Source organism: Sphingomonas soli NBRC 100801, from assembly GCF_001591025.1.
GTDB lineage: Bacteria > Pseudomonadota > Alphaproteobacteria > Sphingomonadales > Sphingomonadaceae > Sphingomonas > Sphingomonas soli.
In genome coordinates, this window is sequence record NZ_BCTZ01000017.1 from 17,995 (window position 1) to 32,444 (window position 14,450).

9 protein-coding genes are annotated in these 14,450 nt (G+C 65.6%); 7 read left to right on the forward strand and 2 right to left on the reverse strand.

Going from position 1 to position 14,450, the window contains the following annotated elements; genetic code table 11:
* Positions 1-5: 5 nt before the first annotated feature.
* The gene (locus tag SSO01S_RS13175) at positions 6-272 is read right to left on the reverse strand and encodes a response regulator transcription factor (RefSeq protein ID WP_066799462.1); all 267 of its coding nucleotides are present in this window, start codon (positions 270-272) and stop codon (positions 6-8) included.
* A gap of 345 nt (positions 273-617) precedes the next feature.
* On the opposite strand from SSO01S_RS13175, the gene SSO01S_RS13180 reads away from it, so the two are divergent.
* The gene (locus SSO01S_RS13180; protein ID WP_066799464.1) at positions 618-1,295 is read left to right on the forward strand and encodes a FadR/GntR family transcriptional regulator; all 678 of its coding nucleotides are present in this window, start codon (positions 618-620) and stop codon (positions 1,293-1,295) included.
* Positions 1,296-1,487: 192 nt separating this feature from the next.
* Here the strand turns inward: SSO01S_RS13180 and SSO01S_RS13185 are convergent, their stop codons facing one another.
* Positions 1,488-1,982, reverse strand: a complete 495-nt coding sequence (locus SSO01S_RS13185) for a gluconokinase (protein ID WP_083943076.1) — start codon at positions 1,980-1,982, stop codon at positions 1,488-1,490.
* A gap of 192 nt (positions 1,983-2,174) precedes the next feature.
* Between SSO01S_RS13185 and SSO01S_RS13190 the strand changes: the two genes are divergently transcribed.
* The 6 genes from SSO01S_RS13190 (at position 2,175) to SSO01S_RS13215 (ending at position 14,450) form a co-directional block, all read left to right on the forward strand.
* Positions 2,175-5,237, forward strand: coding sequence for a glycosyl hydrolase family 28-related protein (locus SSO01S_RS13190; RefSeq protein ID WP_439646568.1), 3,063 nt, complete (start codon positions 2,175-2,177; stop codon positions 5,235-5,237).
* Positions 5,238-5,369: 132 nt separating this feature from the next.
* Complete coding sequence (locus SSO01S_RS13195) at positions 5,370-8,351, forward strand: TonB-dependent receptor plug domain-containing protein (protein WP_066799636.1); 2,982 nt, start codon at positions 5,370-5,372, stop codon at positions 8,349-8,351.
* Between the two features lie 193 nt (positions 8,352-8,544).
* The gene (locus tag SSO01S_RS13200) at positions 8,545-9,153 is read left to right on the forward strand and encodes a TetR/AcrR family transcriptional regulator (RefSeq protein ID WP_066799471.1); all 609 of its coding nucleotides are present in this window, start codon (positions 8,545-8,547) and stop codon (positions 9,151-9,153) included.
* Between the two features lie 368 nt (positions 9,154-9,521).
* Positions 9,522-9,923 (forward strand): hypothetical protein, encoded by a 402-nt coding sequence (locus SSO01S_RS13205; RefSeq protein WP_066799473.1) that lies wholly within the window; start codon positions 9,522-9,524, stop codon positions 9,921-9,923.
* Complete coding sequence (locus tag SSO01S_RS13210; RefSeq protein WP_066799475.1) at positions 9,920-11,191, forward strand: efflux RND transporter periplasmic adaptor subunit; 1,272 nt, start codon at positions 9,920-9,922, stop codon at positions 11,189-11,191. Before SSO01S_RS13205 ends, SSO01S_RS13210 begins: the two co-directional genes overlap by 4 nt.
* A 79-nt stretch (positions 11,192-11,270) precedes the next feature.
* Positions 11,271-14,450, forward strand: coding sequence for an efflux RND transporter permease subunit (locus SSO01S_RS13215; protein WP_066799477.1), 3,180 nt, complete (start codon positions 11,271-11,273; stop codon positions 14,448-14,450).

The window sequence follows — 14,450 nt, forward strand, 5'->3', positions numbered from 1 at the left end:
CGGATTCAGGACAGGTGCGCCAGGCTTTGCGCCGCGATCGCGACCTGGGTGCGGTTGCGCACGTTGAGCTTGCGCATCAGCGCGGTCATGTGCGCCTTCACCGTGGCTTCGGCGATGCCGAGCTCATAGGCGATCTGCTTGTTGAGCTGGCCCGAATGGACCCCGCGCATGACCTTGATCTGGGTAGGCGTGAGCCGCACGCCATTTTCCGCGCCCGGTATCGACACGGATACGGTGCCCTTCTGGGTCGCTTCCTGGACGGTCGCCTTCATCGATCCTCTCCCAAAGATCCCTGTTCCATCGCGTGGAATCAGTTGGACAGGTTTTAGTATGTTCTTCAAGCAACCACTGTAGCAAGCCTTTTTTATTGCCGGATCGCAGAAATCTGTCCAACAGATACCAGCAAGCTTCACGGTCAAGTGAATAAAGTGAGGAAATCCGCGGGAGACAGCGATGTCAGGGGGAATCGGGCGCTCGCGCCAAAGCGGGCGAAACCGGGTGACCGGAAAAGGCATGGGGGACCGTTCGCGGGGACCGGACTGGCCAGCGCGGCGGCTCTTGGTTACACTGGGTCAACAGCGGGAGAGGGTCCGCATAGCGGCATATAGGGGGTTGCCGTGAAAGAAGGCAGGCTGGCGGATCGCGCCTATACGGCGATCGTCGAGATCATCAACGAGGACGATCTGGCGACGGGCGACCGGCTTCCGTCCGAATCGAAGCTGGCGGAATTGTTCGGCATGTCGCGCACCATCGTGCGCGAGGCGCTGGTGCGTCTGGCGGCGGACGGGATCACCGAGGCGCGGCGCGGCGCGGGTTCCTATGTGAAGCGGCGGCCGTCTTCGCGGCTCGGCTCGCACGTGCCGATGGACGAACTTGCGGCGACGCTTGGCACCTATGAGGTCCGCTTCGTCCTGGAGGCCGAAGCCGCGCGCCTTGCCGCGCTACGCCGCTCGAACGAGCAGATGGATGCTATCGAGGAAGCGCTGGAGGGCTTGCGCTCGTCGCTGCTATCGAGCGCGCCCGCGCATGACGAGGATTGGCTGCTCCACCGCGCAATCGCCGAGGCGACGGGCAACACCGCCTTTGTCGAGATATTCGATCATCTGCAGCAGGAAGTGATCCCCATCCTGCGCGCCGGCGTGGATATTTCGCGCTCGCGCCCGCCCGAGGTGATCGGCGCGATGATGGACGAGCATGATGCCATCGTCGACGCGATCCGCGCACAGGACGGCGACGGCGCGGCGCTGGCGATGCGCTGGCATCTGTCGCAAGGGCGCAAGCGGCTGATGCCATAAGGGGCCCTCGCTGCCCTGCGAAGGCAGGGTTGTTGGCGGGCGCAACCGGGCGATGGGCTGATCGGTGGCTGCCCTATCCCGCGACAGAGGGAACCTGAAGCCGAGAGCGGTTTCCCGAACGACCCTGGGTCCCCGCTTTCGCGGGGATGACGAAGAGCGGGGATGACGAAGAGCCGTGGCGGTTGGGTTGCGTCAGGCGGGGACCTGATCCTGCGTCCATGCCAGCACTTCGCGGCGAAGATCCTCGATCGGCTGGTAGCAGTGGAGCACCAGCGCGCGCTCGTCGGGCGCGGGGCGCTCGAGCGTGGCGAACTGGCTGTCGAGCAGGCTGGGTGCCATGTAATGCCCCTCGCGCGAGGCGAGGTGGGGGGCGATCTCGTCGCGTTCGCCGTCGAGCAGGACGAATACCAGCGGCACGCCGGCGGCCTTTGCCAGGCGCTCGCGATAGCTGCGCTTGAGCGCCGAGCAGGCGGCGACCGCCACGCCTTCCCCGCGCACGGCCACGCCGATCGCCGCGCCCAGCCGGTCGAGCCAGGGCCAGCGGTCTGCGTCTTCGAGGGGCTGGCCTGCGCGCATCTTGGCGACGCTTTCGGGCGAGTGGAACGCGTCCCCTTCGAACGCCGGGACGCCGAGATGCCCCGCAAGATGCGCGACCAGGGTGGACTTGCCGCAACCGCTGACGCCCATCGCGACGATGGCGCAGCGGGGCAGTCCGGTGGTTTTGCGCTGTGCGTGCACGTCGTTCCTCAAAGCTTCGGCTGCCACGCTAATGTTATTCGGCGGCCGCTTTGACCATTGCGACCTTTGTCGCGGTCGCCGGGTGCACCGGGCATGCGTATCGGGCGTATCCGTGGGCGAACAGCGACTGGGAGAGACGGCATGACCCGCACGGCGATGCGCAGGCTCGCGATCTGGATGGTTGCCGCCGCGATGCAGGTCGCCGGCGCGCAGGCCCAGCCGGCCCGTTCGGTTTCCGTCTATACCACCGCGCCAAGCGACCCCGCCGCGGTGACCGTGAAGGCGAAGGGCGACGGCGTGGCCGACGATACGCCGGCAATCCAGGCGGCGATCGATGCGGCTTCGATCAAGCCGGGCGGCGGCATCGTGTTCCTGCCCACGGGCCGGTACCGGATCACGCGCACCGTGTTCATGTGGCCGGGCGTCCGACTGTTCGGCGTGGGCAAGACGCGGCCGGTGTTCGTGCTGGCGCCCAGCACGCCGGGTTTCCAGAAGGGCGTGGGCAGCATGGTGTTCTTCACCGGCAACAATCCGCATGTGACGGTGACAGGCGCGAACGGCGCGGTGATGCGCGGCAAGGTGCCGGTGCCGCCGCCGACCAGCGTGCCATTCGACCCCAACATCGCCGATGCCAATTCGGGCACCTTCTATCCCGCCATGGCCAATCTGGATTTCGAGATCGGCGCGGGCAATCCGGCGGCGACGGCGGTGCGGATGCACACCGCGCAGCACTCCTATCTCGCGCATATGGATTTCCGGCTCGGATCCGCGCTGGCGGGGATTTATCAGGTCGGCAATCTGGGCATGAACCTGCGTTTCTTCGGCGGGCGCTATGGGATCCTGGCCGAGAAGACGTCGCCCGCATGGCAGTACACATTGCTCGATTCCTCCTTCGAGGGGCAGCGCGACGCGGCGATCCGCGAGCATGAGGCGGGGCTGACCATGGTCAATGTCGCGATCCGCGACACGCCTGTCGGGATCGAGATCGACAAGGGCTATGGCGACTGGCTGTGGGGCAAGGATCTGCGCTTCGAGAATGTCTCGAAAGCAGGGATCATCATCAGCAACGAAGGCAATGCCTATACCCAGATCGGCTTCGACAATGCCGTTGCCAGCGGTACGCCGGTGTTCGCGCAGTTTCGCGACAGCGGGAAGACAGTGGCGGGGCCGGGGCCGCGCTACCGGGTCAAGGAGTTCACTTATGGCCTGACGCTCGTCGGGCTGGGCCAGCCCGGCAGCTATCAGACGCGGATGCACGCCGCGCCGCTCGCCTCACTGCCCGCGCGCCGCGCGCCTGCGATCCGTGCATTCCCGATGGTCACCGCATGGAAGAATGTCCGCGCGCTGGGCGCGAAGGGCGACAATGCGACCGACGATACCGCCGCGATCCAGCGCGCGATCGATACGCAGCGCGTGGTCTATTTTCCCACCGGCTTCTACCGCGTCACCGATACGCTGAAGCTCCGACCGGACAGCGTGCTGATCGGCCTGCATCCGGGCCTTACCCAGATCGTGCTTGCAGACGATAGCCCGGGCTTTCGCGGCGTGGGCCCGGCCAAGGGGCTGATCGAAAGCGCGAAGGGCGGGGATGCGATCGTCACCGGGCTGGGGCTTTTCACCGGCGGGATCAATCCGCGCGCGGCGGGGATCATCTGGCGCGCGGGCGAGAAATCGCTGGTGGACGATGTGAAGTTCCAGGGCGGGCACGGAACCACGCTCGCCGATGGCAGCCGCTTCGATCCCTACAACGCCAATCACACAGCCGACGCGGATCCGAAGAAGCGCTGGGACGGCCAATATTCGAGCCTGTGGGTGACCGATGGTGGCGGCGGCACGTTCAACGGGCTGTGGACGCCCAACACCTATGCCCAATCGGGCATGCACGTCACCGACACCAGCACACCGGGCTATGTGTACGAAATGTCGGCCGAGCATCATGTCCGCGCCGAGATCGTGCTCGACAATGTCCGCAACTGGGAATTCCTGGCACCGCAGACCGAGGAGGAGGCGGGCGAGAGCCGCAACACGGTCGCGCTCGAAGTGCGCAATTCGCGCAACATCCTGTTCGCCAATTTCCACGGCTATCGCGTCACCCGCTCGCTCCAGCCGGCGCCGGCTGCCGTGAAGCTGTTCGGATCGACGGATATCCGGTTCCGCAACGTGCATGTGAACGCCGAAAGCGGCTTCGCGACCTGCGACGCCAATGGCTGCGGCACCTATTTGCGCGCGAGCAAATATCCCTATGAGAATGCGATCCACGACGTGACGCGCGGGATGGAAGTGCGCGAACGCGAGTTCGCGGTGCTCGACGTGAACGACGCGCCGGTACCGATATCCGCGCCCGTGGCGGTGGCGGAGAAGCTGGCGGGCGGCTTTTATTCGGCGGGCGGCGGCGCGGTGGATGCGAACGGCAAACTCTATTTCATCGACCGCCAGTTTCACCGCATCCATGGCTGGGCGGAGAAAGAGGGGTTGTCGATCCTGGCGGATGCGCCGCTCGACCCGATCAACCTGGCGATCGACAAATCGGGCAAGCTGCTGGTGCTGTCGTCCGACGGCCCCGAAGCGACGGTGTACAGCCTCGATCCGGCCGCGCCCCGCGACGTGAAGGTCATCGCGCCGACACCGGCCGGGGCCTCGGCCGCCGCACGCGTCGCGCTGCCCGGCAGCTTCTGGAACAATGGCGAGTTCCGCGACCAATATGACGCGGCGGCCGACCATTTCACCACGCTGGCCGAGATGTTCGCGCGAGACATGGCGCTGCCCAAGGCGCGCGAATATGTGTCGCCCGATGGCAGCCTGGCGCTGCCCGCCTTCCGCGTGTTTCAGCAGGGGCCGCCCAACCATCTCGGCTGGCGCTTCTCCGACACGCTCGACACCTATGGCTGGGTGACCGGCAGGGTGGGCGAGCGGATCTATATCGCCAACGGTTCGGAGAACCGCACCTATTCGGGGCTATTGGGCGCGGGCGGGGCGGTGACCGATCTCACGCCGTTTGCGCCGCGCGGCGGCGAAAGTGTGGCGGTGGACCCCGATGGCCGGGTCTATGTCGCGAACGGGCAGGTGTTCATCTATGACGCGGGCGGCCGCGAGGCGGGACGAATCGATGTGCCCGAGCGTCCGCTGCAATTACTGTTCGGCGGTGCTTCGGGACGGACGCTGTTCATTCTGACTCATCACGGGCTTTACTCGGCGCATCCCTGATCCGCAGGCACCCAATACTCTGCGACCATGGTCGTAGATGTTGGGCGTTCTCCGATGCGTTAATGAGTGATCGCAATGGCGCATAGCCTGTCGAAGCGGCGGCGCTCAGAAAACAAGCACAGGGGATGGATGATGATCGCATTTTCACTTGATCGCCGCACACTGACGGCCCTTCGTGGTACCGCTACCAGTCTTGTCGCGCTCGCGGCGGCGCTGGCTTCGGCCCCCGCGGCGGCGCAGACCGCGCCCGCCGCGCAGGATGTTCCGGCCGCGAGCAGCGACGACGCGGAACGGCAGGATCCGGGGATCGTCGTCACCGGCACGCGCATCATCTCGAGCGGGTTCAACGCGCCGACCCCGACCACCGTGATCGGCACCGAGGAGCTTGAGCGGACGGCGCAGCCCAACATCTTCAACACCGTGATCCAGCTGCCGTCGCTCCAGGGCTCGACCGGCGCGGCGACGGGCACGTTCAGCACGTCGAGCGGCCAGCAGGGCCTCAGCTCCTTCTCGCTGCGCGGGCTGGGCCCGATCCGCACGCTGACCCTGCTCGACGGCCAGCGCGTCGTCGGCGCGAACGTGACCGGCGTTCCCGACATCAGCATGTTCCCGCAGCTGCTGGTGACGCGCGTCGATGTGGTGAATGGCGGCGCATCGGCCTCCTACGGCTCGGACGCGGTTGGCGGCGTGGTCAACTTCATCACCGACACGCGCTTCAAGGGGTTCAAGGCGAACGTGCTCGGCAGCATCACCCGCTATGGCGACGACAAGACCGGGCTGGTCCAGGCCGCCTATGGCACGTCGCTGTTCGACGATCGTCTCCATGTCGTGCTGAGCGGCGAATATGACAATGAAGAGGGCGTGGGCCCCGGCAATTTCGGCATCGACCTGGCCGGCGACCGCGACTGGCACCGCGCCTCGACGCTGGTGAATACCGGCCAGGCGAACAACGGCACGCCGCAATTCCGCTACCGCGACTATGCCCAGCCCTATCAATATGCGCTGTACGGCCTGATCAACAACGGCCCGCTCCAGGGCATCGCCTTTGACCGCAACGGCCAGCCCTATAATTTCAACTATGGCTCGGGCGGCGTTCCGAACGGAACGGGCGGCGTCACCAATTGCTTCCCGGGCAACGCCTTCTGCGTCGGCGGCGATTTGTCGGGCGCGGTGGGTTCGGGCGCATCGCTCAAATCCTCGCTGGAGCGCATCAACGGCTTTGGCCGGATCGGTTTCGATTTCGCGCCGAACAACGAAGTCTATGCCACGGTCAACATCGCGCAGGTGCTGACCAGCAACCAGCCGAGCCCCGGCTATAACCGCGCCAGCCTGACCGTGCAGTGCGCCAACCCCTATGTGCCGCAACTGATCAAGGATCGCTGCACCACGGCGGGCATCACCTCGTTCGGCTTCGGATCGAGCAACGGCGCCTTCCCCTCGCCGCTGGTTTCCACCGACCGCAAGCAATATCGCTTCGTCGGCGGCGTGAAGGGCCAGTTCGATCTTGGCGGCACCAACTGGCATTATGACGCCTATTACCAGCGCGGCACGACCATCTCGCACATCGATGTCGACACGATCGTGCTCCAGAACCGCTATGTCGCCGCGACCAACGTGGTGCTGCTGAACGGCGTGCCGGCCTGCGCCGATGCAGGCGCGCGGGCGCTGGGTTGCCAGCCGATCAACGTCTTCGCCGGCGCCACGCGTCCCTCTGCCGGCGCGCTCGAATATGTGATGCCGGGCAATGGGCCGTTCCAGCACAGCCGGATCACCCAGGACGTCGCCAGCATCAACTTCTCGGGCGAGCCGCTGGATCTGTGGGCGGGGCCGCTCTCGTTCGCGTTCGGCGGCGAATACCGCAAGGAATATTATGAGGTGACGGCCGACCCCTATGGTGCCGGGGTCTCGGCGCTGAGCCCGAACAGTTCTGCCTATCCGGCCGACGCGCTGCTCAATTCGGCGCAGGGATCGAACTGGGCGGCCGGCAATTACAAGAATGGCAGCGGCAAATATGACGTCGTCGAAGGCTTTGCCGAGGTCAATCTGCCGCTGATCAACAGCGAAGGCGCGGGCAAGGCCAATATCAACGGCGCGGCGCGCGTGACCCGCTACAGCACCTCCGGCACCATCTGGGCCTGGAAGATTGGCGGCACCTGGGATCTGCCGCTCGACGGCTTCCGTCTGCGCGCAGTCACCTCGCGCGACGTGCGCGCGCCGAACCTGTCGGAGCTGTTCGCCGCCCCGACGGTGACGACGCTGCCGAGCTTCAACGATCCGTTCCGCAACGTTGCGGTGCAGGCGTTCCAGAACACGATCGGCAATGCCAATCTGAAGCCCGAAATCGCCCGCAACACCGAAATCGGCATCGTGCTTTCCCGACCGTCCTGGCTGCCGGGGCTCAGCATCTCGGTCGACTATTACAACATCAAGCTCGATGGGGTGGTATCGAGCCTGTCGGCGGCGCAGATCGTCCAGTTCTGTAAGGACGGCAACCAGACCTTCTGCGGCGGCTTCGTGCTCGACAGCCCCGTGCAGGGCGGCAATTTCATCAACGTCCAGCCGTTCAACCTGGCATCGTGGAAGACCAGCGGTTTCGACATCGAGGCCAGCTATCAGTGGCAGCGTCCGCTGGGCCTGCCCGGCAGCTTCACCGTCCGCGCGCTGGGCACGCATGTGAAGGAGTTCCTGGTCGATGCGGGTGTCAAGGGCGTCGATGTGGTCGATCAGGCCGGCGCGAACACCGGCAACACGCCCGACTGGAAGTGGCTGGCGATGCAGACCTACAGCAATGACAGATTCAGCCTGACGCTCCAGCAGCGCTGGTTCAGCGACGGCGTGTTCGGCAACCAATATGTCGTCTGCCAGACCGGCTGCCCGGCATCGACCGGCAACCATCCGACGGTCGACTTTAACAAGATGAAGGGCGCCTTCTATTTCGACGTCGGCGGAACGGTGAACCTGACCGGCAACATCACCTCTTATTTCAAGATCGACAATCTCTTCGACCATGATCCGACGCCGTCGCCACAGACCAATACCGGGCTCGACGTCAATCCGGCGCTCTATGACACGCTGGGCCGCACCTATCGCCTGGGTGTTCGCCTGAAGTTCTGATCGCTCTTCACCGGCCTCCCCTGGGTTGGCGACTGATTGGGACTCCATCGCCGCGATGCATGCGCCGCGGCGGTGGGGCTCCAAGCTTCGCCAACTCCTTTTTGCGTGCGGCGCGCGGGGAGCACGGGGCAACCGTAGCTAAGCGACTTTTGCGGCTGGTATTTTCAGCAAAGCACATTATGTATCGCTCGTTATGAAAGCCGATGTCTGCACTGCCAGGGGCCGCCCGCGCGAGTTTTGTCCGGATGCCGCGCTCGCTTCCGCGCTGCGCGTGTTCTGGAGCAAGGGTTATGAAGGCGCGTCGATGACCGACCTGACCGAGGCAATGGGGATCACCCGTCCCAGCCTCTATGCGGCGTTCGGCAACAAGGAATCGCTCTTCCGCAAGGCGCTCGATCTCTATGAGCGCGAGAAGCTCGATTATATCAGCACCGCGCTGGATGAACCGACGGCACGCGCCGTCGCGGAAGCGCTACTGCGCGGTGCGCTCGAGAACCAGATGGCCCAGGATGAGCCGCATGGCTGTCTCGGCGTGATCAGCTCGGTCGCGTGCGGGGCGGAGGCCGAATCGATCCGCGCCGAGGTTCTTGAACGCGGCAAGACGGCGAAGAGCGCTCTGATCGCACGTTTCGAGCGGGCCAAGGCGGAAGGCGATATTCCCGCGCATGTCGATGTCGAGGGGCTGACCGGATATCTGTTCGCGATCATCCAGGGGATGGCCGTGCAGGCGGGCGCGGGCGTGAGCCGCGAGGATCTGGAGCGCCTGATCGAGACCAGCCTGATGGTGTGGCCGAGCAACTGACCGTCTGCCGCCAGAAATCATTTGGCGAAATATAACGGTCGGTATAAAAAGCTGTTGACGCGAGCCTTCCCCGACTTATATACCGCTTGGTATGAAATGGAAGGCGCCCGATTCGAGCGCCGTCCCCCAACCAAGGGGAATAGATGATGCGCTGTAGTCACTGACCCTCCGGGCGAATTACGCCCAGACCCTATGTTCCTCCATCGATAGCGATCGCGCACCTGCGGCCATGATGCCGCCGGATGAGGCCGCGCGCCTTCGATAGGGGAATCGACAAAACCGAACGCCTGGCCGGGGTGCGCGCACGCGCTTCCGGAAAGGGGAAACGCATGTCCGACCCAGTCGAGACCAGAAAAGGGAGCCGAACCATGGCCTATGTGAACTTTGCCGAAATCCAGGGCGGACCGGAGGGCGCAGCCGGCGTTTACGGCGAAGCGCCCGCCGCGCATCGTACCGGCTTCTCCGCGCTCGAATGGCAGGTGATCGCGCTTGCGCAGCGCGACAGCCTTTCGACGCTCCACGCCCCGAGCCGGCTGACGCTGGCGATGGATGCCGTGTTCGGCATGAAGCGGATCAATCCGGAGCTCGCCAATCCGGCGCTGGAAGTGCTGCGCCGCATCTCGGTCCTCGCCTGGCATCGCGGGTTCGCGCTGCCCCAGTCGCAGATCGAGGCATTCTACGCCGCAGGCTATTCCGAAGACCAGCTCGAAACGCTGCTGGGCAGCATCGGTGCCGGCCGCGTCGCCGCCAAGCGAAAGGCATTCTCATGAACATGATCAGCAAGATCGAGGCCCCTGAAGGGGCAACACCATTCAGCGTCGGCGCGCGCTTCCGGAAGCTGAGCCGCTGGCAAAAGGGCGGGTTGCTCGCCACGCCCGTGGCGCTGCTGGTGGCGGGGGTGACGCTCGCCAAGAACGATGCGCCCGCAGCCGCTGCCCCGCCGCCGCCGACCGTGACGGTTGCCCAGCCGCTCGCCGGCCAGGTCAATGAATGGGACGATTATGTCGGCCGCTTCGAAGCCAGCCGATCGGTGGAGGTGCGTCCGCGCGTTTCCGGTGCGGTGACGGCGGTCCACTTCACGGATGGCGCGGTGGTAGCGAAGGGCCAGCTGCTCTTCACGATCGATTCGCGCCCCTTCGCGGCGGCGCTTGCCGAAGCCCGCGCGGGGCTGGCCTCTGCACAGAGCGAGCTGGCGCTGGCCAATGCCGATCTGGGCCGCGCCAACCGTCTGCTCGATGTGGAAGCGGTGTCGAAGAGCGATGTCGACCGGCTGCAGGCACGCGTTCGCGCGGCGAGTGCGGCGGTTGCCGCTGCGCAGGCGCGCGTCCGCGCTCGCGCGCTCGACATGGAATTCACCCAGGTCCGCGCGCCGATTGCCGGGCAGATCTCGGACCGCCGTGTCGATGCCGGCAATCTCGTCGCCGCCGGCGAAGGCGCGGGCAGCACGCTGCTGACGACGATCAACGCGCTCGATCCGATCTACTTCACCTTTGACGGTTCAGAGGCGCTGTTCCTGAAGAACAAGCGGGCGAAGCAGGCGGGCGCGACCGCATCGCCGGTAGAGGTCCGCCTTCAGGACGAGACCGATTATCGCTGGAAGGGGGCGCTCGACTTCACCGACAACACGCTCGATCCGCGATCGGGAACGATGCGCGGCCGCGCCGTGCTGCGTAATCCGGGGCTGTTCCTCACCCCCGGCATGTTTGGCAATATGCGGTTGTCGAGCGGCGGCACCGAAAGCGCGCTGATGGTGCCCGATGCGGCAATCCAGACCGATCAGGCGCGCAAGCTGCTGCTGGTCGTCGGGCCGGACGGAACGGTCGCGCCGAAGGAAGTGGTGCTGGGGCCCGTCGTCAATGGCCTCCGCATCGTCCGTAGCGGCATCACCGCGCAGGATCGCGTGATCATCAGCGGCACGCAGATGGCGATGCCGGGCGCCAAGGTGCAGACCAAGGCCGGAAAGATCGTCCCCGTCGAAGCGCCGCCCGCACCCGTAACCAGGGCACCGACGACCGGCGAAGCCACGCTGGCGCGCTGAACCAAGCTTGTGCCGGGCGGGAGCCCCTAACCCGCCCGGCGCATCCAGTTTCCCAGGATTCCTCACACGGAGAAGGTCCATGCGCCTCTCGCGGTTCTTCATCACGCGCCCGATCTTCGCGGCCGTAATCGCGATCGTCATCACGATCGTCGGCGGGCTTGCCTATCTGGGCCTTCCCGTTTCGCAATATCCCAACATCGTGCCGCCCACGGTGACGGTCACCGCCGCCTATCCGGGCGCGTCGGCCGAGACGGTCGCTGAGACCGTCGCCGCGCCGATCGAACAGGAAATCAACGGCGCGGACGGCATGCTCTATCAATCGTCGCAATCGACCGGCGACGGGCGGGTGACGATCACCGTCACGTTCAAGCCGGGCACCGATCTGGATGCGGCGCAGGTGCTGGTGCAGAACCGCGTGGCCATCGCGGTGCCGCGCCTGCCGCAGGAGGTACAGCGGCTCGGCATCGTTACCAAGAAGACGAGCCCCGACTTCCTGATGGTCGTCAACCTTGTCTCCCCCGACAAGTCGCTCGATCGCACCTATCTCTCCAACTATGCGCTGACCCGGGTGAAGGATCGCCTCGCGCGGATCGACGGCGTGGGCGATGTGCAATTGTTCGGCGCGCGCGATTATTCGATGCGGGTCTGGATCGATCCGGGCCGGGCGGCGGCGCTGAACCTGACCGCAGGCGATGTCGTCGCGGCGTTACGCGCGCAGAACGTGCAGGTCGCGGCCGGTACGCTCGGCCAGCCGCCTTATAATCAGGGCAACGCGTTCCAGCTCAACATCGAGACGCAGGGCCGGCTGACCGAGCCACAGCAGTTCGCGAACGTCGTGATCCGCACCGACCCCGATGGTCGCCAGGTGCGCGTGTCCGATGTGGCGCGCGTCGAGCTGGGTGCGGCGGACTATTCCACCAACACCTACCTTTCGGGCGAACCGACCGTGCTGCTCGGCGTCTTCCAGCGCCCGGGCTCGAACGCGCTCGCCGCCGCACAGGCGATCGAGACGGAGATGCAGACGCTTCAGAAGACCTTCCCCAAGGGGCTGGCTTATGAGGTGATCTACAACCCCACCGAGTTCATCGCGCAATCGATCGACGAGGTGATGAAGACGCTGGCCGAGGCGATCGTGCTCGTCGTGCTGGTGATCATCGTCTTCCTCCAGCGCTGGCGCGCTGCGATCATTCCGGTGGTCGCGATTCCGGTGTCGCTGATCGGCACCTTCGCGGTGCTGCTCGCGGTCGGCTATTCGCTCAACAATCTCTCGCTGTTCGGACTGGTGCTCGCGATCGGCATCGTCGTCGACGACGCGATCGTCGTGGTCGAGAATGTCGAGCGCAATCTGGCCAAAGGCATGACGCCGCTGCAATCGGCCTTCACCTCCATGGACGAGGTGGCCGGGGCGCTGGTGGCGATCGTCGCGGTGCTGTGCGCCGTGTTCATCCCGACCCTGTTCATGAACGGCATCTCGGGGGCGTTCTACCAACAGTTCGCCGCGACGATCTCGACCGCGACGGTGATCTCGTTGATCGTGTCGCTGACGCTTTCTCCGGCGCTGGCCGCACTGCTGCTCAAGGGACATGCCGAGGACAGGCCGATCACCAACCGCTTCATGCTCACCCTTCGCCGCGCGGGCGACTGGTTCAACCGCGGCTTCGAGCGGATGAGCGCGGGCTATAGCCGCCTGACGCGGGCGCTGGTGACGCGGCCTAGAAGGGTGATGGTCACCTATGCGGGCCTGATCGCGGCAACCTTTGGAATTCTCTGGGCGACGCCCACCGGCTTCATCCCGCAACAGGATCAGGGCTATTTCCTGACCGTGATCCAGCTGCCGCCGGGCTCCTCGGTGGAGCGCACCGATGCGGTGATGCGCAAGGTCGCCGATCGGATCCTGCCGCTGGAGGGCGTGAAGGGCGCGGTGATGCTTGCCGGGTTTGACGGCCCCTCGCAGACGCTCGCTCCCAATGCGGCGGCGGCCTATATCCCGCTCAAGGACTTCAAGGACCGCAAGGGAATCCACGTCAACCAGATCATGGCCGAGGCGCAGAAGGCGACCGCGGACATTACCGAGGCGCGGCTGATGATCGTGCCGCCGCCAGTGATCCAGGGGATCGGCGCGGCCGGCGGCTTCCGGATGATGATCCAGGATCGCGGCGGGCATGGCTATGAGGCGCTGGCGCAGCAGGCCTATGGCCTGATCGGCAAGGCCAATCAGGCGCCCGGGCTGGCCGGAGCCTATACCTTCTTCGACACGGCAACGCCGCGCGTCTTCGCCGATATCGACCGGCGCAAGGCCGATATGCTGGGCGTGCCGCCGGAGAGGGTGTTCGAAGCGCTCAACGTCTATCTGGGCTCCGCCTTCGTCAACGACTTCAACCTGCTGGGGCGCACCTATCGCGTGACCGCACAGGCTGACGCCCCGTTCCGCGCGACCGAGGCGGATATCGCCAACCTCAAGACGCGGTCGAACTCCGGCGCGATGGTGCCGATCGGATCGGTCGCGACCTTCGAGGACAAGACCGGACCCTATCGCGTGGTGCGCTACAACATGTTCCCCGCGGTCGAAGTGGACGGCAATACCGCGCCGGGCTTCTCGTCGACGCAATCGCTGCGCACGATGGAGAAACTGGCGAGCGAGACGCTGCCCGCCGATTACGGCACCGAATGGACCGACATTGCCTTCCAGCAGGAGCTGGCCGGCAACACGGCGGCGATCGTCTTCGCGCTAGCTGTGGTCTTCGTCTTCCTTGTGCTCGCCGCGCAATATGAGAGCGTAACGCTGCCGCTGTCGATCATCATGATCGTGCCGATGTGTTTGCTCGCGGCAATGGCGGGCGTGAACCTGCGGGGGATGGACAATAATGTCCTGACGCAGATCGGGCTGGTCGTGCTGATCGCGCTGGCGGCGAAGAATGCGATCCTCGTGGTCGAGTTCGCGCGGCAGGCAGAGGCCGAGGGCGGCCTCTCGCCGATCGAGGCGGCGGTGCGCGCGGCGGGTGATCGTCTGCGGCCGATCCTGATGACTTCGTTCGCCTTCGTGCTCGGCGCGGTGCCGCTGCTGATGGCGAGCGGGGCAGGGGCCGAGCTCCGCCAGGCGCTGGGCACCGCCGTGTTCTTCGGAATGCTGGGCGTCACCGGCTTCGGCCTGATCTTCACCCCGACTTTCTACGTCGTGTGCCGCGCGCTGGGCGATCGTCTCGCCCGGCTGCGGCCGCAGAGCCGGAGCGGCACAGCGCCGCTCCAGCCCGCCGAATAA

Excerpts from the sequence above, each read along its gene's own strand:
- SSO01S_RS13185 (WP_083943076.1), bottom strand. The coding sequence starts at position 1,982 with ATGGGCGTCAGCGGTTGCGGCAAGTCCACCCTGGTCGCGCATCTTGCG.
- SSO01S_RS13190 (WP_439646568.1), top strand. The coding sequence starts at position 2,175 with ATGACCCGCACGGCGATGCGCAGGCTCGCGATCTGGATGGTTGCCGCC.
- SSO01S_RS13200 (WP_066799471.1), top strand. The coding sequence starts at position 8,545 with ATGAAAGCCGATGTCTGCACTGCCAGGGGCCGCCCGCGCGAGTTTTGT.
- SSO01S_RS13215 (WP_066799477.1), top strand. The coding sequence starts at position 11,271 with ATGCGCCTCTCGCGGTTCTTCATCACGCGCCCGATCTTCGCGGCCGTA.
- SSO01S_RS13210 (WP_066799475.1), top strand. The coding sequence starts at position 9,920 with ATGAACATGATCAGCAAGATCGAGGCCCCTGAAGGGGCAACACCATTC.
- SSO01S_RS13205 (WP_066799473.1), top strand. The coding sequence starts at position 9,522 with ATGGCCTATGTGAACTTTGCCGAAATCCAGGGCGGACCGGAGGGCGCA.
- SSO01S_RS13175 (WP_066799462.1), bottom strand. The coding sequence starts at position 272 with ATGAAGGCGACCGTCCAGGAAGCGACCCAGAAGGGCACCGTATCCGTG.
- SSO01S_RS13195 (WP_066799636.1), top strand. The coding sequence starts at position 5,370 with ATGATCGCATTTTCACTTGATCGCCGCACACTGACGGCCCTTCGTGGT.